This is a genomic window from Pseudomonas sp. S1_E05 (genome assembly GCF_056337105.1).
On record NZ_JBFRHM010000001.1, the window covers coordinates 4,124,092 to 4,143,578 of the forward strand.

Below are 19,487 nucleotides of genomic sequence, written 5' to 3' on the forward strand. Positions count from 1 at the left end.
CCAGCCGGAGAACGATCATTGGAAGACCTCAACTCCCTCTACTACTTCACCCAAGTGGTCGAGCACGGCGGCTTCGCCCCCGCCGGGCGGGCGCTCGACATGCCCAAGTCGAAACTAAGCCGACGCATTGCCGATCTTGAGGAGCGCCTGGGCGTGCGCTTGTTGCACCGCACCAGCCGCCATTGCTCGCTGACCGAAGTCGGCCAGGCCTATTATCAGCGCTGCCTGGCCATGCGTGTGGAAGCCGAGGGCGCCGCCGAGATCATCGAGCGCAATCGCAGCGAACCCCGTGGACTGGTGCGCATCAGCTGCCCGACCACCCTGTTGAACTTCTGGGTCGGGCCGATGCTCTCGCGCTTCATGCTCAAATATCCCCAGGTAGAGCTGTTCATCGAGAGTACCAACCGCCGCGTCGATCTGTTGCACGAAGGCATCGACGTCGCCCTGCGCGTGCGCTTTCCGCCATTGGAAAACACCGACATGGTGATGAAGGTGCTGGGCAACAGCACGCAATGCCTGGTCGGCCACCCCAGTTTTTTGCAGCAACTGCCGCCAGGGTTCGATCCGCAGGCTCTGAGCCAGTTGCCCAGCGTGCATTGGGGCAGTGCCCAGCGCGAGTACCAATGGGAGCTGATCCAGGGGGAAGACATGAGCCACAGCCTGGTCGTCGCGCACACACCGCGGATGGTCACCGATGACCTGTTCGCGCTGCGTCATTTCGTGGTGGCCGGCGTGGGTATCGCGCACCTGCCGCGCGTGGCGGTACGTGACGATCTGGCAGAGGGGCGGCTGGTGGAGCTGCTGCCGGGCTGGCACCCGCGTTGCGGCATTGTCCATGCGATCTTCCCGTCGCGGCGCGGTTTGCTGCCGTCGGTGCGCTCGCTGATCGATCATCTGGCCGAAGAGTTCTGCATCAGCGACATGGCGTGAAACCGGCGCCGCCCAGCCCCGGTTCCTGATCCAGCACACCGACACAATCCCAGGCCTCGACGCGGCGCTACAGTGGCGGCTCCTATACGCCGGAGCGCCCATGACTGCCTTGATACGTGGGTCATCCCGCGCCTTGCTCGCCACCGCTGCAATCATCACCCCAGCCCTGAGCCACGCCGATGACGAGCCTGGCTGGTCGCTGCTCAGTCGCAATTATTTCCTGCACAGCGATTTCCGCTCGCCCTCCGCCAGCGGACAAAACTACCGCCAGGAATGGGCCCAGGGTTTCATCGGCGATGTCCGTTCCGGTTTCACCGAAGGCACGATTGGCCTGGGCCTCGACGCCCACGGTTTTGTCGGCCTCAAGCTCGACGGCGGCCGTGGCCACGCCGGGACCGGCTTGTTGCCCCGTGACAGCGATGGACGCGCCGAATCCGATTACTCCAGCGCCGGTGCGGCACTCAAGCTGCGCATGGGCAACACTCTGCTGCGCTACGGCGAGATGACCGTCGAAACCCCGGTATTCGACACCGCCGACAAACGCCTGCGCCCGGAGTACGCCACGGGATGGTTGCTGGAAAACACCGACCTGCCGGACTGGCGCCTGCAAGCAGGACGCTTCACCGCGTTCAGCAACCAGGACAGCACTTCGAGCTTCGAGGATTTCGACGGCTACGGCGCCAACACCGACGGCCATGCCATCAGCCTGGCCGGCGCCACCTACGCTCCCGACGGTCCGTTCGGCGGCTCGCTGTTTGCCTCGCAACTGCAAGACACCTGGCGCCAAGCCTACCTGAACCTCAATGCACGCGAGGGTAACTGGAAGCTGGACGGCAACCTGTACCAGACCCGTGACACAGGCAATGCCAGTGCTGGCGCCATCGACACCCTGGCCTACAGCGTGGCGACCCGATACAACTTCGGCGCCCAGGCGGTGACCCTGGCTTGGCAAAAGATCGAAGGCGACACGCCATTCGACTTCGTCGGCGGCGACTCCATCTACCTCGCCAACTCCATCAAGTACGCGGACTTCAACGGCCCGGGCGAACGCTCCTGGCAACTGCGCTATGACCTCGACATGGCCACCTTCAGCATCCCCGGCCTGAAGCTGATGGCGCGTTATGTCAGTGGCAGCGGCATCGACGGCACCCACGCGCCACAAGGCGGCGCCTACAATCCGTTCGATCCGGGCGAAGATCGCTTCACGCCCCAGCAAGGCAAGGGCGGCCGGCACTGGGAGCGTGACATCGACCTTAAATACACCGTGCAGTCCGGCAGCGCCAAGGGGCTGAACCTGTCGCTGTCCCATGTCAGTCACCGCGCCAACAGCGCCCAGGCTGGCGATGACATCGACCGCATTTACGTCATCATCGAATACCCACTCAAAGGCACCTTCTGATATGAGCACTGCAACCTCAGGCGCCTGGAGCCCCCTGCGCAACACCACCTTCCGCATGCTGTGGATCGCCACCATCGCTTCCAACATCGGCACCTGGATGCACGAGGTGGGTGCCGGCTGGTTGATGACCACGTTATCCGCCAGCCCGCTGCACGTGGCATTGATCCAGGTGGCCGGCTCACTGCCGATGTTCTTCCTCGCCCTGCCTGCTGGCGCGGCAGCGGACATCGTCGACAAGCGTCGTTACCTGTTGCTGGTGCAGTTGTGGATGTCGGCGGTCGCCCTGACCCTGGCGCTGCTGACCCTGTTCGGCATGATGAACGTCACGCTGCTATTGATACTGACACTGGCGCTGGGCATCGGCACCGCGCTGATGATGCCCGCGTGGAGTGCGCTGACGCCGGAACTGGTGGGCAAGGACGAACTGTCCAATGCGGTGGCGATTTCCAGCGTCGGCATCAACGTGTCGCGTGCGGTCGGCCCGGCGTTGGCGGGCGTGCTGGTGAGCCTGGTCGGCCCCTGGCTGACCTTCGCCCTCAACGCCGTATCGTTCGCCGGCGTGATTGTGGTGCTGCTGTTGTGGAAACGGCAGGTACAGGAGCCGCTGCTGCCCGCCGAGCGATTTGTCGGCGCCATCCGAACCGGGCTGCGCTTCGCCCGCAGTTCCAAACCTTTGCAAGCGGTGTTGATCCGCGCCCTGGCGTTTTTCTTCTGCGCCAGCGCCGGCATGTCCCTGCTGCCGCTGATCGTGCGCGGTGAAATGCACGGCAGTGCAGCCGATTTCGGCATGTTACTGGCGGCCATCGGCATCGGTGCAGTCGGTGGCGCGACCTTGCTGCCACGCCTGCGGGAAAAGATCAGCCGCGATCGCCTGGTGGCGGTGGCCAGCCTGTTGTACGCGCTGTTTCTGCTGGCCCTGGCATTGACGCGCAATTTCTACGCGCTGCTGCCGGCGATGCTGCTCAGCGGCGCGGCATGGATTGCCGTGCTATCGAACCTGCAAGTGGCGGCGCAAACCTCGGTGCCAGCCTGGGTGCGGGCGCGGGCACTGTCGGTGTACATCCTGGTGTTTTTCGGTGCCATGGCGGCGGGCAGCCTGCTGTGGGGCAGCCTCGCGAGCCACGCCTCGATTACCCTCAGCCTGCTGCTGGCGGCCGGTGGGCTGGCCCTCTGTACGCTGCTGACCATCAAGGTGGCACTACCCAGCACCGAGGTTGAGGAGCTGACGCCCTCCCTGCACTGGCCAACGCCGCTGCTCAGTGATGCCCTGGACCGAGACAGCGGGCCGGTGATGGTCACGGTCGAGTACCACGTCGAACCGAGCAAGGTCGAAGCTTTTCAGCAAGCCGCACGGGCGCTGGAAGCCATGCGCAAGCGCAACGGTGCGTTGTCGTGGGGGTTGATGCGTGACAGTGCCAACCCGGACTTATGGGTCGAATTCTTCTTCGAGGAATCGTGGCTGGAGCACCTGCGGCATCACGGCCGGGTCACCCGTGGCGAGCTCAAGATCGAAGCGCGCGTGCGGCAGTTGCAGACCGATGGGGTCGAGATCCGGATTCGGCATTTGTTGGCGGGGCCAGCCTGACAAATCGCGGCGCCCGCTAACCCATCGCGAGCAGGCTCCCACAATGGAACTGCGTACATCGCACCACTGTGGGAGCGGGCTTGCCCGCGATGAGGCCCGACCAGACAACACAAAAAAAGGGGAACCCTCACGGTTCCCCCATTCACATCAGAAAGCGAAACACGAACAACCCAAGGCTCCCCAGAACCCTTGGTAATCATTGACCGGCACACTCGAATGCCGCGCCCGCTCATGGCTGTGCGCATGCACCCCGCAAGGCCCGACACACTGGTGCGCCACCGCCGCCAACGAGGGCGCACCGGCGCGCCAGTGCCCTGGCACCTTGGCCACCGGCGACCATTCAGGCAACACCGGCACCTGGCCAGGGCCGAGGTTGCTGAATTCCGCCGCACCGTACACCACCTTGCCGTCGACGACGGTCAGCACCGACTCGATGCCTTTGATCGCCTCTTCATCGACACTGAAGAAGTCCAGCGACAACGCGGCCAGGTCCGCCAGTTGGCCGACCTTGATCTGCCCCTTTTTCCCCTGTTCACTGGAGAACCAGGCGCTGCCATGGGTAAACAGTTGCAGCGCGGTTTCGCGACTCAGGCCTTCCGGGTACAACGCCATCCCGCCGACGGTCTTGCCGCTGACCAGCCAGTACAGCGAAGTCCACGGGTTGTAGCTCGAGACCCGAGTGGCGTCAGTGCCGGCACCGACCGGAATACCTTCGGCAAGCATGCGCTGGATCGGCGGCGTCTTCTCGGCAGCCTTCGCACCGTAACGGTCGACGAAGTATTCGCCCTGGAATGCCATGCGGTCCTGGATGGCGATACCGCCGCCCAACGCGCGCACGCGCTCGATGTTTTTCGCGCTGATGGTTTCGGCGTGATCGAAGAACCACGGCAGGCCATTGAACGGAATGTCGCGATTGACCTTCTCGAACACGTCGAGCATGCGCGAGATCGATTCGTCGTAGGTCGCGTGCAGTCGGAACGGCCAGCGTTGCTCGACCAGGTGGCGCACCACCGGTTCGAGTTCCTGCTCCATGGTCTGCGGCAGGTCCGGGCGCGGCTCGAGGAAGTCTTCGAAGTCGGCCGCCGAGAACACCAGCATCTCGCCGGCACCGTTGTGGCGCAGGAAGTCGGTGCCATCGCCGGGCTTGACCCTGGACGTCCAGTTCTTGAAGTCCGCGAGCTCTTCCTTGGGCTTCTGGGTAAACAGGTTGTAGGCGATGCGCACGGTCAACTGGCCCTTGTCGGCCAATTCCTGGATCACCTGATAGTCGTCCGGGTAGTTCTGGTAGCCGCCGCCGGCATCGATGGCGCTGGTCAGGCCAAGGCGGTTGAGCTCGCGCATGAACTGGCGGGTCGAGTTGACCTGATATTCCAGCGGCAGCTTCGGCCCCTTGGCCAACGTGGCATACAGGATCATCGCATTGGGGCGCGCAATCAGCAGGCCTGTGGGCTCGCCGAACTTGTTGCGCTGGATCTCGCCGCCCGGTGGGTTCGGCGTGTCCTTGGTGTAACCCACGGCCTTCAGCGCGGCGCGGTTGAGCAGCGCACGATCGTAAAGGTGCAGCAGGAACACAGGAGTATCAGGCGCGGCCTGGTTGATTTCCTCCAGGGTGGGCATGCGTTTTTCGGCGAACTGGAATTCGTTCCAGCCACCCACCACGCGCACCCACTGTGGCGTCGGCGTGCGGGCCGCCTGATCTTTAAGCAGGCGCAAGGCATCAGCCACCGAGGGCACCCCTTCCCAGCGCAGTTCCAGGTTGTAGTTCAAACCGCCACGAATCAAGTGCAGGTGGGAGTCGTTCAAGCCGGGGATGACGGTACGACCCTTGAGGTCGATGATCCGGGTGGCCGAGGTCTTGTGGGCCATGGCTTCGCCGTCGTTGCCCACGGCAATGAAGCGGCCGTCCTTGATGGCGACAGCGGTGGCCAGGGGTTTCTCGCGGTCGACGGTGTGCAATTTGCCGTTGAACAGAATCAGGTCGGCGCTCATGGAGCCACCTTGGCTGGAAGCGTAGGCAGAACCGGTGGAGCCAGAAAATGGCAACGCCGACCAAAGCGCGCCGGCGGCACCGAGGATGGTGCTGTTGGCCAGGAACTGTCGGCGGCTTTTGTCGTTGGAGTCTTGGGTCATGATGTTCTCCATCTGGATGCGGCAGCGGTGGGCACGACTGCGTAGCATGCCGGGGATTGCCCGGCCGGAATTGGATGGATGTGCGGTGAACGAAGCGGCGCCCAAGACAACGATAGCCGTTGCCTTGGGCGCGGTTGGCTTACTTAGCGGTGTTGAAGGCGTTGTAGCTGGTCATCAGGTTACGGTAGTCCGGGATGTGGTTGGAGCACAGCGCGGCCAGGCCCTCAATGTCGTTGCGCCAGTCGCGGTGCAGCTCGCAGGCCACGCCGAACCAGGTCATCAGTTGCGCACCCGCTTGGCTCATGCGGTCGTGGGCGGCGTCGCGGGTCATCTGGTTGAACGTGCCGGAGGCGTCGGTGACCACGAACACATCGAACTCTTCTTCCAGGGCAGCCAGGGCCGGGAAGGCTACGCAGACTTCGGTGACCACGCCGGCGATGATCAGCTGTTTCTTGCCAGTGGCCTTCACCGCCTTGACGAAGTCTTCGTTATCCCAGGCGTTGATCTGGCCAGGGCGGGCGATGTACGGAGCATCCGGAAACAACGCCTTGAGCTCAGGAACCAGCGGACCGTTGGGGCCTTGCTCGAAGCTGGTGGTGAGGATGGTCGGCAGGTTGAAGAATTTGGCCAGGTCAGCCAGGGCCAGGACGTTGTTCTTGAAGGCGTCAGGATCGATGTCGCGAACCAGGGACAGCAGGCCTGCCTGATGGTCAACCAGCAGCACGGCAGCGTCGTCTTTGTTCAGGCGGTTGTATTTGAATTTAGTCATGGCTGTTGCTCCTAAGGTGTTTTGATTTTCAGTAGTGGGTGTGTTTCGCGTTGATGGGAGAAGATTAAAACCATCACCTTTTGAGCGGTAGATAGCGAAAATTGGCTTTAGCGTTCTATTTCAGGAACGATGGATGCGGGGCGCCCCTATCGCGAGCAAGCTCGCTCCTACCGTTGCCGCGCGACCCCATGTAAGCGCTGGCTTGCCAGCTATAGCGCCCTGACAGACACCACATACCCAAGGCCTGCTAACATGTCGCGCCATCAACCCTGCCGTGACGCCAGCCAATGCCGCCTGTTTCCCGCTCCGCTTCCCAGCCTGAACTGACTGCCCTGTTTGCCACGGTGCAAGCGCATTTTCTGAACGTGATCGTGCCGCTCTGGCAGGGGCCGGGCTGGAATGCCGAGATGGCGTTGCCCTACGAGGCCCTGGATGCCGCGCACCAGCCACTGCCGCCCCAGCGCTACCGGGCCATGGCCTGTGCACGGCAGCTGTACTTGTTTTCCAGCCTGATCGGCCAGGTGCCCGGCGCCCAGGCTCGCGCCGCCGCGTTGTTCCGTTCGCTGCAGCATCACTTTCACGATGCCGAACACGGCGGCTGGTTCTATAGCATCGATCCACAAGGCGCCCCGCTGGATCAAAGCAAGGACCTCTACACCCACGCGTTCATCGTCTTTGCCTGCGCCCATTACTGGGGCAAGGTTCGCGAACCGCTGGTGGAATCGGTGCTCAATGCCTCGCTGCAAGTGGTGGCCGAGCGATTCGCCACGGGCGACGGCCTTTACGAAGCCAGCCTTGAGCGCGACTGGTCGTCGCGTAGCAGCGGCCCCCTGCAAAATCCACTCATGCATTTGGCCGAAGCCCTGCTCGCGACCTTGTCGGTACGCAAGGATGACGCGGTGCAGGCGGCCCTCATCGGCTTGTGCACAGCCATGCAGCAACATTTCATTGACCCGGAACACGGCGTGCTGATGGAGAAACCGCTGGGCGCTGTGGATAACTGGTTCGAACCCGGGCATCAGTTCGAGTGGTATTTCCTGTTGGAATCCTCGCCGTTATTGCGTGACTCGGCCCTGCACGGCTCAATCAAGCGTGCTTTCAGGTTCACCGAACGATTGGGGGTCGACCAGAAGACAGGGGCGGTCAAGGCCACACTGGTGCTGGAACATGATGGCCTGCCACGCGATGCGACCCAGCGTATCTGGGCCCAGGCGGAATACCTGCGCGCACTGACCCTGCGGCCGGACAGCGAAGCCAATGTGCTGCGCCAATTACAGACATTGCAGCGTCGCTTCCTGCATGCCGGCGGATGGCATGAGTGCCGTGCGGTGAATGGTGAAGTCAGCCGCCGTGACATGCCGTCGACCACGCCGTATCACCTGGCGACCTGTTATGGCGGGTTGGTTGAGTATCTCGGCTGACGGTTAGACCGCTATCGCGGGCAAGCCCGCTCCTACAGTGATTTTCGTTGTTCACACCCTTTGTGTGTCACACCGGACCCTGTAGGAGCGGGCTTGCCCGCGATTGGCCGCGACGCGGTTTAAGCCTTTCCACCCGAACGATCAATCGCAAACCCCGCCCAGCTCTGGCTCACCGGCATCAACTCAAGGGTGTTGATGTTGATGTGCGCCGGAGCGTTGAGCACCCAGAAAATCGTCTCGGCAATGTCCTGGGGCTGGATCGGCTCGGCACCGGCGTAAGTCGCGTTGTAACGCTCCTGGTCACCGGCGAAACGCACCAGCGAGAACTCGCTTTCGCACAGACCGGGTTCAATGTTGCTGACCCGCACGCCCGTGCCTTGCAAGTCGCAACGCAGGCTCAGCGAGAACTGCCCGACGAACGCCTTGGTGCCGCCATACACATGGCTGCCTGGGTACGGGTAGTTGCCGGCAACCGAGCCAAGGTTGACGATACCGGCGCCACGGCCATGGGCGATCAGGCGCGGCAACAGCAGGCGGGTGGCGTACATCAGGCCCTTGATGTTGGTGTCGACCATGGTGTCCCAATCATCCAGGCTGCACTTCGGCGCCGGGTCCGCGCCCAGGGCCAGGCCAGCGTTATTGATCAGCCCGCGCAGCTTGGCGAAGGACGGCGGCAGATTGGCAATGGCTTCTTCCATGGCCTTGCGATCACGGACATCGAGCACCAGGCCATGGACTTCGGTCTGCTTCGATAGCTCGGCGCACAGGGCATTCAGACGCTCTTCACGACGCCCCGTCAGCACCAGTTTCCAGCCAGCCTCGGCGAAACGACGGGCGCAGGCTTCACCAAAACCGGACGTCGCGCCGGTAATAAACAGGGTGTTGGACATCGTGTTCTCCTTGCTTGGGCTGCCGTGCAACCCTTGGAATGGAAGTTCAGCAGCCAGCATGCCCGCCTTGGCACGCACCGGCAACCGGTAGCATTGCACAAAAAACGATCAATACGCCGCACGCCTCGCCAGCCGTGGCCTGCAGCCAGATACCCGCATGTTATCCACAAGCCGCTCCACAGTTTCCGGGGGCAAGTCATCACGCTGCAAGCCGCTGTGCATAAGGCTTTGCGGGCAGATTACAAAGTTTTTTGCTTGACCCCGTAATACTCACTGTGCAGACCTGGGCAATTTGCACGATCTACCGACTCAATCGGCGATGGCGCCAAGCCAGTAACGACGGCCCTCGGGTGAGTCTTTCCAGAGTTTAACCACAGAGTTATCCACAGGCGGTATCTTGCGTTTTTGTGCGCCAGACGCGTCCAATAAAAAGGTTGACATTGCAGGCCTGACGCAGGCCAAAACCACCTGATCAAAAAACAACCGCCACGCTGCAAGCCACGATTTACAAGGCGTTCAGCCGGCTACTCCCATGTTATTCACAGCCAGTTCCACAGCAAACGGGGACAACTCAAAAGCTTGGCGAAACAACTGTTTACAGCGGCTTTATGTCGCGCTTTCGGAGCTTCTGGAATTTGTTTTCCACAATTGACCTTTTGCTCCCCCATCCTGTAGGAGCGAGCATGCTCGCGATGGTGGCCCAGGCACCGCGGGGAACCAGATACCCAACGTTATCGTTGACGACCATCGCGAGCATGCTCGCTCCTACAGGGGTTGGGGATAGCCATGAAAAAGCCCCGGCGCTTTGCGCGCCGGGGCTTGGGTGTTGCCGCCGAGATCAATGCCCGCCAAGGTAGGCGTTGCGCACGTCCTCGTTCACCAGCAGTTCCTTGCCAGTGCCGCTCATGCGGATCTCGCCGTTCACCATCACATAGGCCCGGTCAGACAGGCGCAGGGCATGGTTCGCGTTCTGCTCGACAAGAAAGATGGTCATGCCGGTCTTGGCCAGTTCGCGCAGGGTGGCAAAGATCTGTTTCACCACGATAGGCGCCAGGCCCAGGCTTGGCTCATCGAGCAACAGCAGTTTCGGCCGACTCATCAGCGCGCGGGCGATGGCGAGCATCTGTTGCTCACCACCCGACATCGTCATGGCCCGCTGAGTGCGCCGCTCTTCAAGACGCGGAAACAGCTCGAACATGCGCTGCATGTCTTCCTTGGCGTACTTGTCACCAATGGGAATGGTGCCCATCAGCAGGTTTTCCTCGACAGTCATATCGGGGAATACACGCCGGCCTTCCGGCGATTGCGCGATGCCGTTGGAGGCAATGTAGTGCGATGACTTGTGGGTAATGTCCACGCCCTGGTAGAGAATTTGCCCACCCGCCGCACGCGGCTGGCCAAAGATCGACATCAGCAGCGTCGACTTGCCGGCGCCGTTTGAGCCGATCAGGCTGACGGTTTCCCCTTCGTTGATGTGCAGCGAGACTTTCTTCAGGGCCTGGATTGGCCCGTAAAACACGTCCAGCTCCTTGAGTTCGAGGATGGCGCCGTTAGTCATACGAGCTCCTCTTCATCAGCGCCCAGGTAAGCGGCAATCACTTTCGGGTCGTTGCGGATAGCGTCGGGGCCGCCCTCGGCGATGACAATGCCGTGGTCCAGCACCACGATGTGGTCGGAAATGCTCATAACCATGCCCATGTCGTGTTCGATCAGCACCACGGTCAGATCGTGCTCGTCACGCAGCAGACGGATCATCGCGCTCAGCGCTTCGGTTTCCTGAGGGTTGAGGCCGGCAGCCGGTTCATCGAGGCAGATGATCTGCGGCCGAGTGCACATCGCACGGGCGATTTCCAGGCGGCGTTGCTGGCCATAGGACAACTCACCCGCCAGGCGGTTAGCGCAGTCCACCAGGTCCACCACTTCCAGCCAGTAGAAAGCGTGGTCCAGCGCATCGCTTTCGGCCTTGCGGTAGCCCTTGGTGTTGAGGATGCCCGCGAGCAGGCTGCGGTTGACCCACATGTGTTGCGCCACCAGCAGGTTTTCCAGCACCGACATTTCCTTGAACAGGCGAATGTTCTGGAAGGTACGGGCCAGGCCGGCGCGGTTCACCAGGTGGGTGCCGCCGAACATTTTGTAGTACATGCGGCTGGCGAAGGATTTCGGCGACACGAAATCAGTCGGTTTGAATGATTCGCCCAGCAACTGGATGACGTTGGTGCGCTCACCCCGCACGTTGAGTTCGATCTTGCCGCCGGAGGCCTTGTAGAAGCCGGTCAGGCAGTTGAACACGGTGGTCTTGCCGGCGCCGTTGGGGCCGATCAGGGCGAAGATCGAGTTGCGATGCACGTTGAGGCTGACGTCGTTCAACGCCTTGATGCCGCCAAAGTGCATCATCAATTTTTCAACTGAAAGTACGACTTCGCTCATGGCGCTACCCCCTTGCGTGGCGTCACACCGGTACGGCTGATCCTAATCAGGCCGCGCGGTCGCCAGATCATCATCACCACCATCAGGATGCCGAACAACAGCACGCGGTATTCAGCGAAACCACGCAGCAGCTCCGGGGCCACGGTCAGTACGAAAGCCGCGATGACCACACCGATGGTCGAGCCCATGCCGCCGAGTACCACGATGGCGAGGATCAGGGCTGACTCAAAGAAGGTGAAGGACGTCGGGTTGACGAAGCCTTGATAGGTGGCGAAGAACACCCCAGCCAAACCGGCGGTCGAAGCACCGATGGTGAACGCCGAGAGTTTGACCAGCACGTGGTTCAGCCCCATGGAACGGCAGGCGATTTCATCTTCCCGCAGGGCTTCCCAGGCGCGGCCGACCGGCATGCGGGTCAGGCGGTGCTTGATGTACAGCACGGCGAGTACGACCAGGAACAGCACGGCGTAGATGAAGTAGTACTTCACGTCCGGGTTGTAGGCGATGCCGAAGAACTCGTGGAACGGCACCCCGCCATCTTTCGCCCGCTTGCCGAACTCAAGGCCGAAGAACGTTGGCAGTGGCGCTGGCATGCCGTTTGGCCCGCCGGTCAGCGACAGCCAGTTGTTGAGCACCAGGCGAATGATTTCACCGAAGCCCAGGGTCACGATTGCCAGGTAGTCGCCGTGCAGGCGCAACACCGGAAAACCCAAGATGCAGCCCGCCAGGCCAGCCGTGATCGCCGCCAGCGGCAGCACGGTCCAGAACCCCAGCCCCAGGTATTGATAACCCAGCGCCAGGCCATAGGCACCGATGGCGTAGAACGCCACGTAACCGAGGTCGAGCAGGCCGGCCAGGCCCACCACGATGTTCAGGCCCAGGCCCAGCAACACGTAGATCAACCCGAGGATGACCACGCCCAGCAGGTAGGAGTTGGAGAAGAACGGAAACACCACGGCGATGACGATCATCAACGGGATGATCCAGCGCAGGCGTGATTTGTAGTCAGGTGGCAGTACGTGTACCCCGGAGCCGGAGCTTTCAAAACCCTCGAGAATTTTCAGGCCCCTGCGAGTTTGCAGGAAGGTGCTGAGGGCAAAACGACCGGCCATGACAACGGCGATGATCCAGGCCACTCGCGTGGCTTCCAGATTGAAGCCATAGCCATCGAGTACGACGCCGACGATCGGCCCGAACACGATCAGGGCAACGAGGCCGGAGAGAATCGCATCAACCAGACTTTTCTTGAGATCAATGGTTTTTTTAGTGGTTGAAGACATGACTTACACCTTCGACACAAGAGGACGGCCGAGCAGGCCTTGAGGCCGAAAGACCAGAACGAGGACCAGCAGCGAGAAGCTGAAGACGTCTTTGTAGTCCGAGTTGACGAGACCCGAGAACAGCGACTCGGAAATCCCGAGGATAATCCCGCCGAGCATGGCCCCAGGCAGTGAGCCGATGCCGCCGAGTACCGCTGCGGTAAACGCCTTGATGCCAATGACGAAGCCTGCGTAGAAGTCGAACGTGCCGTAGTTCATGGTGATCAGCACGCCGGCCAGGGCCGCCATCGCTGCACCGATGATGAACACGTAGGAAATCACCCGGTCGGTGTTGATCCCCAGGATCGAGGCCATTTTGCGGTCTTGCTGGGTGGCGCGGCACATGCGGCCGAGCTTGGTGTACTTGATGATGTAGGTGAGCAACGCCATGCCGGCGAATGCCGCGACCAGGATGAAGATCTTGGTGTAGGTGAGCTGGACGAAGCCAGTACCGATGTCGATCCGCCATGCACCAGTCAGCAGTGTCGGAACACCCTGCTGGCGAGCGCCCTGGCTGATCTGGGCATAGTTTTGCAGGATCAGCGAAATACCGATGGCGCTGATCAACGGTGCCAGCCGAGTGGAGTTGCGCAGGGGTTTGTAGGCGATGCGTTCGATGACCCAGCCATACACCCCGGTGACGACAATGGTGAAGACCAGTGTGCCCAGCATCAACAGAGGGAAGGATTCAATACCGAAGTAAGCCAGCAGTGCCAGACTGATTGCCGCGAGGTAAGCGGAAATCATATAAACCTCGCCGTGGGCGAAGTTGATCATGCCAATGATGCCATAGACCATTGTGTAGCCGATGGCGATCAGGCCATAGACCGACCCGAGGGTCAGGCCGTTGACCAGTTGCTGCAGGAAAATACCATCCATAACGCAATCTCACGCATTTGAGAGACTGCACAGAAGCCACCTGCGACGGACCGGGGTTCAGCCGCCGACGCAACGCGGTTGTGTGCAGCTCTACAAGAAAAGTCAGGTACTGCACGGACATGTTCAAGGATTGCCCGGCGCACGGGGCGCCGGGCAGTCATGTCACTTCTGTTTTTCCAGCTGGTGGTATTTGCCGTCCTTGTCCCACTGGTAAACCACGTAGTCGGACACTTTCAGGTCACCCTTGCTGTCCCAGGCTTTTTCGCCCATGACGGTCTTGACCGGGTTTTTCTTCAGCCATGCAGCCGCGTCCTCGCCCTTGTTGGACTTGGCGCCGTTGAAGGCTGCAGCCAGGGTCTGGACCGAGGCGTAGGCGTACAGGGTGTAGCCTTCTGGCTCGGTGCCGGCTTTGCGGAAGGCGTCTACCACCGTCTTGCTGTCTGGCAGCAGGCGAGGGTCGGCACCGAAGGTCATCAGCACGCCGTCCACGTATTGCGGGCCGCCGGCGGTGGTCACCAATTCGTCGGTCACGATGCCGTCGTCAGACATGAACTTCACGTCTTTCAGGCCTTCGGTACGCAGTTGCTTGACCAGTGGACCGGCTTCCGGGTGCAGGCCACCGAAGTAGACCACGTCGGCACCGGCGGCACGGATTTTGGTGACCACGGCGCTGAAATCTTTCTCACCACGGGTCAGGCCTTCGTACAGCACCGGCTTCACGCCACGTTTTTCCAGCTGTGCCTTGGTGGCATCTGCCAGGCCTTGGCCGTAGGTGTCCTTGTCGTGCAGCACGACGACTTTCTTGCCCTTGAGCACGTCGACGATGTAGTCGCCGGCGACGATGCCTTGCTGGTCGTCACGCCCGCACATACGGAACATGGCGCTGAGGCCGCGCTCGGTCACCTGCGGGTTGGTGGAGCCTGGGGTGATGGCGATGATGCCCGCTTCGTCGTAGATCTCGGAGGCCGGGATGGTCGACGAGGAGCAGAAGTGGCCAACCACACCTGCGACTTTCTGGTTGGTCAGGTCCTTGGCGACCGTCACAGCCTGTTTCGGTTCGCAGGCGTCATCGCCCTTGACCAGTACGATTTTTTCCCCGTTCACGCCGCCTGCAGCATTGACCGCATCGGCCGCCGCTTGTGCACCCTTCATGTACTGTTCGCCAAATGCCGCGTTGGCGCCCGTCATTGGACCCGCTACGCCGATCTTGATGTCAGCCTGAGCAAACGCAGAAACGCCCAACGCAGTAGCCACTGCGAGGGCCAGAAAGCCTTTCTTGTAAAACGTCTGGGACATGAGGTGGTGCTCCAAGGTTTTTTTGATTTGGCACTGCAACTTCACTGATTGCTCAGAGCAAGGGCCGTGCCATCGGTTTTTTATTCTGAAAAAAGTCGCTGCGTTATTGTTTTTATGACTGTTTCGGTCCCATTTTCATTGGGCGTGCAACCGTCTAAACCGCGGAAGGTAAAACCAATTATTTTTTAAGGCGCAACCTGCCTGCGCCATCATTGCAACCGCGACACCAAACGGCGTGCAACCAGCCTGTAACAACCCGCGTCACCGAACTGCACACTGCTGGTGCGGGGACTGCTACAACCCGCACCATTACAGGCTAGTCGCAACACCGAAAAGCGCCGCTTCGGGCAACAAATTTCTTCTATCAAATCACGATGCGCAGGCACTGGCCCGCGTGATACAGCGAAAAGCCGGCTTCGTAGAGACAACTGCGCAGCCCCACCCCGGCCACAGGCTGCATGGGTGCGAATGGAATCGGCAGGGCCTGAGGATTTCCGTTACACAGATAGTCCGCAAACGCCTTACCGACCACCGTGCCCGTGGTCACACCGCGCCCGTTGTAACCGGTGACGGCCACCAGCCCCGGGGCCGGCTCGAACAGGCGCATCAGGTGATCGGGGGTAAACGCGATGCGCCCGGTCCAGGTGCACTCCCACTCCACCGATTTGAGATACGGGAAGTAATGCTGCTGCACCCGATCGGCCCAGGCTTTGAGAAACCACGTCGGTTTCTGATTACCGTTGCCCAGGCTGCCGAGCAATAGTCGACCTTCTTTGTCCCGACGGACGCTGCTGAGTACCTGACGGGTGTCCCAGGATCCCTGACCGCCAGGAAGAATGCGGTCCGCCGCCTCGCCGCTTAGCGGCACGGAAGCCACCTGATAGTAATAACCGGGGAAAAAATTGCGTCGCAACTCGGTCCAGTCGCCTTCGGTGTAAGCGTTGGAGGCGATGACCACCTGTTCAGCCAGCACCGCCCCCTGCTCGGTCTGCACCGACCAGCGCTGGCCTTGGCGCTCCAGGCGCGTGACGGGTGAGTGATCGAAAAGTTGGCCACCCAGCTTTACGGCGGCATTGGCCAGCCCGGTGGCGTAGGCCATCGGGTTAATCGTACCCGCGCGCCGATCGAGCAGCGCTGCGGCGATCTTTTTGGTGCCCGTGGCTTGCTCGCAGGCCGAACCGGTCAACAGTTCGATGGGCGCGCCACGGCGTTTCCATTGTTGTTCACGACTGCGCAGGTCCGCCTCGCCACGCGCGTTGTGCGCCATGTGCAACGTGCCTTCGCGGCGCAACTGGCAATCGATGTTGTATTTGTCCACCAGACTGAACACCAGCGCCGGCGCCGCGCCCAGCATGCGATTGAGCTGACTGCCGACCGCTTCGCCAAACCCGGCTTCGATGTCATCCGGCGGGATCCACATGCCGGCATTGACCAGCCCGACATTGCGCCCCGAACCGCCATGACCGGTACGGTGGGCTTCGAGCACACAGACGGTCTTGCCTTGTTCCAGCAAATGCACCGCCGCCGACAAACCGGTGAAACCGGCGCCGATGACACACACATCAACCGTTACTTCGCCCTTGAGCGCCGCATGGTCGGGCCTTTGCGGCGTCAGTTTTTCCCACAGACATTCTTCGCGTAACGGCATGTTGGCTCCTGGCGGAGCAGCTGCAAGCGGCAAGCTAAAAGCTACAAGCAATTTGGCTTGCAGCTTGTAGCTCGTAGCTCAAAGCTGCTCAATCAAACGTAATGCCCTGCGCCAACGGCAGCTCGAGCGAATAGTTCACGGTGTTGGTCTGGCGGCGCATATAGGCGCGCCAGGCGTCGGAGCCGGATTCGCGGCCACCGCCGGTTTCTTTTTCGCCACCGAATGCACCGCCGATTTCCGCGCCGCTCGGGCCGATGTTGACGTTGGCGATGCCGCAGTCGCTGCCGACTGCCGACATGAATTTCTCGGCTTCACGCACGTCCGTGGTGAACACGCACGAGGACAGGCCTTGTGGCACCGAATTGTTCAGACGCAGCGCCTCGTCAAAATCGTTGTAGCCGATCACGTAGAGGATCGGGGCGAAGGTTTCGTGGCGGACCACGTCGCTCTGCTCCGGCATTTCGACGATGGCCGGCTCCACGTAATAGGCGTTCGGGAATTTATCTTCCAATTGGCGCTTGCCGCCGAATACACGACCGCCCTCGCTCAGGGCCTGTTCCAGCGCATCCTGCATGTTGTCAAAGCTCTGCTTGTCAATCAGCGGACCGATCAGGTTGCCTTCCAGCGGATGGCCGATGCGCACCTTGGCATAGGCGGCTTTGAGGCGGGTGACGATTTCTTCCTTCACCGATTCATGGGCAATCAGGCGACGCAGGGTGGTGCAACGCTGGCCAGCGGTACCAACGGCGCTGAACAGAATGGCGCGTACGGCCATGTCCAGGTCAGCGCTTGGGCCAAGGATCATCGCATTGTTGCCGCCCAATTCAAGGATGCTGCGGGCAAAGCGAGCGGCAATTTTAGGCGCCACTTCACGGCCCATGCGGGTGCTGCCGGTGGCGCTGACCAGCGCGACGCGCGGATCATCGACCAGCGCTTCGCCGGCATCGCGGCCACCGATGACAACCTGGCTGAGGTGTGGCGGGGCATCGCTGAAATTTTTCAGCACGCGCTCGAACAGCGCCTGGCAAGCCAAAGCGGTGAGCGGGGTTTTCTCCGACGGCTTCCAGATCACCGGGTTGCCGCAGACCAGCGCCAGCGTGGTGTTCCAGGCCCAGACGGCGACCGGGAAGTTGAACGCGCTGATCACGCCGACGACGCCCAGCGGATGCCAGGTTTCACGCATGTGGTGGCCAGGACGCTCGGACGCGATGGTCAAACCGTACAACTGGCGGGACAGCCCGACGGCGAAGTCGCAGATGTCGATCATTTCCTGGACTTCACCCAAACCTTCCTGGGTGATCTTGCCGGCTTCCCAGGAGACCAGCTCACCGAGGTCGGCCTTGTATTCACGCAAGACTTCGCCGAATTGACGCACCAGTTCGCCACGGCGCGGGGCCGGCACCTTGCGCCACAACTCGAACGCATGATCTGCACGACTGATGTGCTGCTCGACTTCGGCGGCACCTTCCCAGTTCACGGCACCGATCCGGCTGCCATCGATCGGCGAATGCACCGGCACTTTGCCGTTCTGGTACAGGGCCGGGTTTACACCAAGACGATCAAGCAATGCGGCAACCATGGGTCACTCCTCAAGCAAAAAACAGAAAACGTCCAGCCGATTACGCCGACTGATCAGACCTGTAGTTTTAGCCTGCCGCAGGTTACCCAACAAACGACCTTTAAGAGAGATATCATTCCGTTTATTCATGCTGCGAATTGCTGGCCAGAAAGAATCCGGAAAAAGGACACCCCACATGCTGAATAAACGTTACTTGCCGTCGATCACCGCCCTGCAGTGTTTCGAGGCCGTGACCCGGCATTTGAGCTTCACACGGGCAGCCGAAGAGCTGAACCTGACCCAGAGCGCGGTGAGCAAACAGGTCGCGCAACTGGAAGAATTGCTGCAACACCTTTTGTTCCGTCGCGTGCGCCGTCGCCTGCAGATGACTCCGGCCGGCGACTTGTACCTGGTTGAGGTCCGAAAAATCCTCACTCAGGTCGAAATGTCGACGCATTACCTGCGTTCCTACGGCGGTGAGACCGAGGTACTGCGCGTCTCCACCCCGCCGACCTTCGGCGCCCGCTGGCTGGTGCCGCGCCTGAAAGGCTGGCGCCTGCGTCATCCGTCGATCCACCTGGACCTGTGCAGCGAACAGGAAGCCGACGACCTGCTGCAAGGTCGCAGCGACCTGGCGTTCTACTTCGGCCAGGGCTCCCGCCCCCGCAGCGAATGCCTGAAGCTGTTCGGCGAAGAACTGGTGCCCGTTTGCTCGCCGGCCAGCCTGCCGGCGAAGCCCTTTACTGATCCGACGCAACTCACAGACCTGGTCCTGCTGCAAAATGCATCCCGCCCCCAGGCTTGGCACGACTGGTTCGACAGCCAGGGCTACCACACCGAACACAGTTACCACGGCCCGCGTTTCGAAACCTTCTACATGTGCATCCGCGCCGCTCAGGTGGGCTGCGGCGTAGCGCTGTTGCCCCGGTTTCTGGTGGAAGAGGAACTGGCCGACGGCAAGCTGGTCATCCCCTGGCAACATGCGATGCCCAGCGCCGACGCCTACTACCTGGCCTACCCGGAACACTCGGCGGAAGTGCCCAAGGTGCGGGATTTCGTGCAGTGGATGCTGGAGCAGATCGACACCCCGAATTAACGCGACATTGCTTTTGATGGGAGCGGCGGTGCGACGATTCGACTTGCTCGCGAATGCGCTGTGCCAGTCACCCTGAATGTCGACTGATGTACCGCTATCGCGGGCAAGCCCGCTCCTACAGTGGATCGAATCCACTAAAA

Annotated in this window: 15 protein-coding genes; 5 read left to right on the top strand and 10 right to left on the bottom strand. The window is 61.3% G+C overall.

Annotated features, from left to right (window positions below):
• Positions 1 to 18: 18 nt before the first annotated feature.
• The 3 genes from AB4N33_RS19045 (at position 19) to AB4N33_RS19055 (ending at position 3,914) form a co-directional block, all read left to right on the top strand.
• Positions 19 to 930 (top strand): LysR substrate-binding domain-containing protein, encoded by a 912-nt coding sequence (locus AB4N33_RS19045; RefSeq protein WP_476458010.1) that lies wholly within the window; start codon positions 19 to 21, stop codon positions 928 to 930.
• Positions 931 to 1,030: 100 nt separating this feature from the next.
• Positions 1,031 to 2,329, top strand: coding sequence for an OprD family porin (locus AB4N33_RS19050; protein WP_460140390.1), 1,299 nt, complete (start codon positions 1,031 to 1,033; stop codon positions 2,327 to 2,329).
• 1 nt (position 2,330) lies between these two features.
• Positions 2,331 to 3,914 carry an MFS transporter gene (locus AB4N33_RS19055; protein WP_476458011.1) on the top strand — a complete coding sequence of 528 codons (1,584 nt, stop codon included), beginning with the start codon at positions 2,331 to 2,333 and terminating at the stop codon, positions 3,912 to 3,914.
• 147 nt (positions 3,915 to 4,061) lie between these two features.
• On the opposite strand, the gene AB4N33_RS19060 is transcribed toward AB4N33_RS19055, so the two are convergent.
• Positions 4,062 to 5,903 (bottom strand): amidohydrolase, encoded by a 1,842-nt coding sequence (locus AB4N33_RS19060; protein ID WP_460126831.1) that lies wholly within the window; start codon positions 5,901 to 5,903, stop codon positions 4,062 to 4,064.
• 280 nt (positions 5,904 to 6,183) lie between these two features.
• A complete protein-coding gene (gene ycaC / locus AB4N33_RS19065) occupies positions 6,184 to 6,813 on the bottom strand; it encodes an isochorismate family cysteine hydrolase YcaC (RefSeq protein ID WP_460118535.1) in 630 nt (209 codons plus the stop codon).
• Positions 6,814 to 7,100: 287 nt separating this feature from the next.
• On the opposite strand from ycaC, the gene AB4N33_RS19070 reads away from it, so the two are divergent.
• Entirely contained in the window at positions 7,101 to 8,234 is a 1,134-nt protein-coding gene (locus AB4N33_RS19070; RefSeq protein ID WP_476458012.1) for an AGE family epimerase/isomerase, read from the top strand.
• Between the two features lie 119 nt (positions 8,235 to 8,353).
• On the opposite strand, the gene AB4N33_RS19075 is transcribed toward AB4N33_RS19070, so the two are convergent.
• From AB4N33_RS19075 to amaB, 8 genes are all read right to left on the bottom strand, one after another.
• Entirely contained in the window at positions 8,354 to 9,124 is a 771-nt protein-coding gene (locus AB4N33_RS19075) for an SDR family oxidoreductase (RefSeq protein WP_476458013.1), read from the bottom strand.
• Between the two features lie 838 nt (positions 9,125 to 9,962).
• On the bottom strand, positions 9,963 to 10,682 hold the full coding sequence (locus tag AB4N33_RS19080) for an ABC transporter ATP-binding protein (protein ID WP_460118543.1): 720 nt from the start codon (positions 10,680 to 10,682) through the stop codon (positions 9,963 to 9,965).
• Entirely contained in the window at positions 10,679 to 11,551 is an 873-nt protein-coding gene (locus AB4N33_RS19085) for an ATP-binding cassette domain-containing protein (protein WP_460118545.1), read from the bottom strand. Before AB4N33_RS19085 ends, AB4N33_RS19080 begins: the two co-directional genes overlap by 4 nt.
• A complete protein-coding gene (gene livM / locus AB4N33_RS19090; RefSeq protein WP_460118547.1) occupies positions 11,548 to 12,831 on the bottom strand; it encodes a high-affinity branched-chain amino acid ABC transporter permease LivM in 1,284 nt (427 codons plus the stop codon). The genes AB4N33_RS19085 and livM overlap by 4 nt, the downstream gene beginning before the upstream one ends.
• 3 nt (positions 12,832 to 12,834) lie before the next feature.
• A complete protein-coding gene (locus AB4N33_RS19095; protein ID WP_460118549.1) occupies positions 12,835 to 13,749 on the bottom strand; it encodes an ABC transporter permease subunit in 915 nt (304 codons plus the stop codon).
• Positions 13,750 to 13,911: 162 nt separating this feature from the next.
• On the bottom strand, positions 13,912 to 15,045 hold the full coding sequence (locus AB4N33_RS19100; RefSeq protein ID WP_460118551.1) for an ABC transporter substrate-binding protein: 1,134 nt from the start codon (positions 15,043 to 15,045) through the stop codon (positions 13,912 to 13,914).
• Between the two features lie 364 nt (positions 15,046 to 15,409).
• Complete coding sequence (gene amaA / locus AB4N33_RS19105; RefSeq protein ID WP_460118553.1) at positions 15,410 to 16,693, bottom strand: L-pipecolate oxidase; 1,284 nt, start codon at positions 16,691 to 16,693, stop codon at positions 15,410 to 15,412.
• Between the two features lie 88 nt (positions 16,694 to 16,781).
• A complete protein-coding gene (amaB, locus tag AB4N33_RS19110; RefSeq protein ID WP_476458014.1) occupies positions 16,782 to 18,272 on the bottom strand; it encodes an L-piperidine-6-carboxylate dehydrogenase in 1,491 nt (496 codons plus the stop codon).
• A 175-nt stretch (positions 18,273 to 18,447) separates the two neighbouring features.
• Here amaB and AB4N33_RS19115 point away from each other — a divergent pair, with 175 nt between their 5' ends.
• Positions 18,448 to 19,347 carry a LysR family transcriptional regulator gene (locus AB4N33_RS19115; protein WP_460118557.1) on the top strand — a complete coding sequence of 300 codons (900 nt, stop codon included), beginning with the start codon at positions 18,448 to 18,450 and terminating at the stop codon, positions 19,345 to 19,347.
• Positions 19,348 to 19,487 lie beyond the last annotated feature (140 nt).

Excerpts from the sequence above, each read along its gene's own strand:
- AB4N33_RS19085 (WP_460118545.1), bottom strand. The coding sequence starts at position 11,551 with ATGAGCGAAGTCGTACTTTCAGTTGAAAAATTGATGATGCACTTTGGC.
- amaA (WP_460118553.1), bottom strand. The coding sequence starts at position 16,693 with ATGCCGTTACGCGAAGAATGTCTGTGGGAAAAACTGACGCCGCAAAGG.
- AB4N33_RS19070 (WP_476458012.1), top strand. The coding sequence starts at position 7,101 with ATGCCGCCTGTTTCCCGCTCCGCTTCCCAGCCTGAACTGACTGCCCTG.
- AB4N33_RS19075 (WP_476458013.1), bottom strand. The coding sequence starts at position 9,124 with ATGTCCAACACCCTGTTTATTACCGGCGCGACGTCCGGTTTTGGTGAA.
- AB4N33_RS19115 (WP_460118557.1), top strand. The coding sequence starts at position 18,448 with ATGCTGAATAAACGTTACTTGCCGTCGATCACCGCCCTGCAGTGTTTC.
- AB4N33_RS19055 (WP_476458011.1), top strand. The coding sequence starts at position 2,331 with ATGAGCACTGCAACCTCAGGCGCCTGGAGCCCCCTGCGCAACACCACC.
- AB4N33_RS19080 (WP_460118543.1), bottom strand. The coding sequence starts at position 10,682 with ATGACTAACGGCGCCATCCTCGAACTCAAGGAGCTGGACGTGTTTTAC.
- AB4N33_RS19100 (WP_460118551.1), bottom strand. The coding sequence starts at position 15,045 with ATGTCCCAGACGTTTTACAAGAAAGGCTTTCTGGCCCTCGCAGTGGCT.
- livM (WP_460118547.1), bottom strand. The coding sequence starts at position 12,831 with ATGTCTTCAACCACTAAAAAAACCATTGATCTCAAGAAAAGTCTGGTT.
- AB4N33_RS19095 (WP_460118549.1), bottom strand. The coding sequence starts at position 13,749 with ATGGATGGTATTTTCCTGCAGCAACTGGTCAACGGCCTGACCCTCGGG.
- AB4N33_RS19060 (WP_460126831.1), bottom strand. The coding sequence starts at position 5,903 with ATGAGCGCCGACCTGATTCTGTTCAACGGCAAATTGCACACCGTCGAC.
- AB4N33_RS19050 (WP_460140390.1), top strand. The coding sequence starts at position 1,031 with ATGACTGCCTTGATACGTGGGTCATCCCGCGCCTTGCTCGCCACCGCT.
- ycaC (WP_460118535.1), bottom strand. The coding sequence starts at position 6,813 with ATGACTAAATTCAAATACAACCGCCTGAACAAAGACGACGCTGCCGTG.
- amaB (WP_476458014.1), bottom strand. The coding sequence starts at position 18,272 with ATGGTTGCCGCATTGCTTGATCGTCTTGGTGTAAACCCGGCCCTGTAC.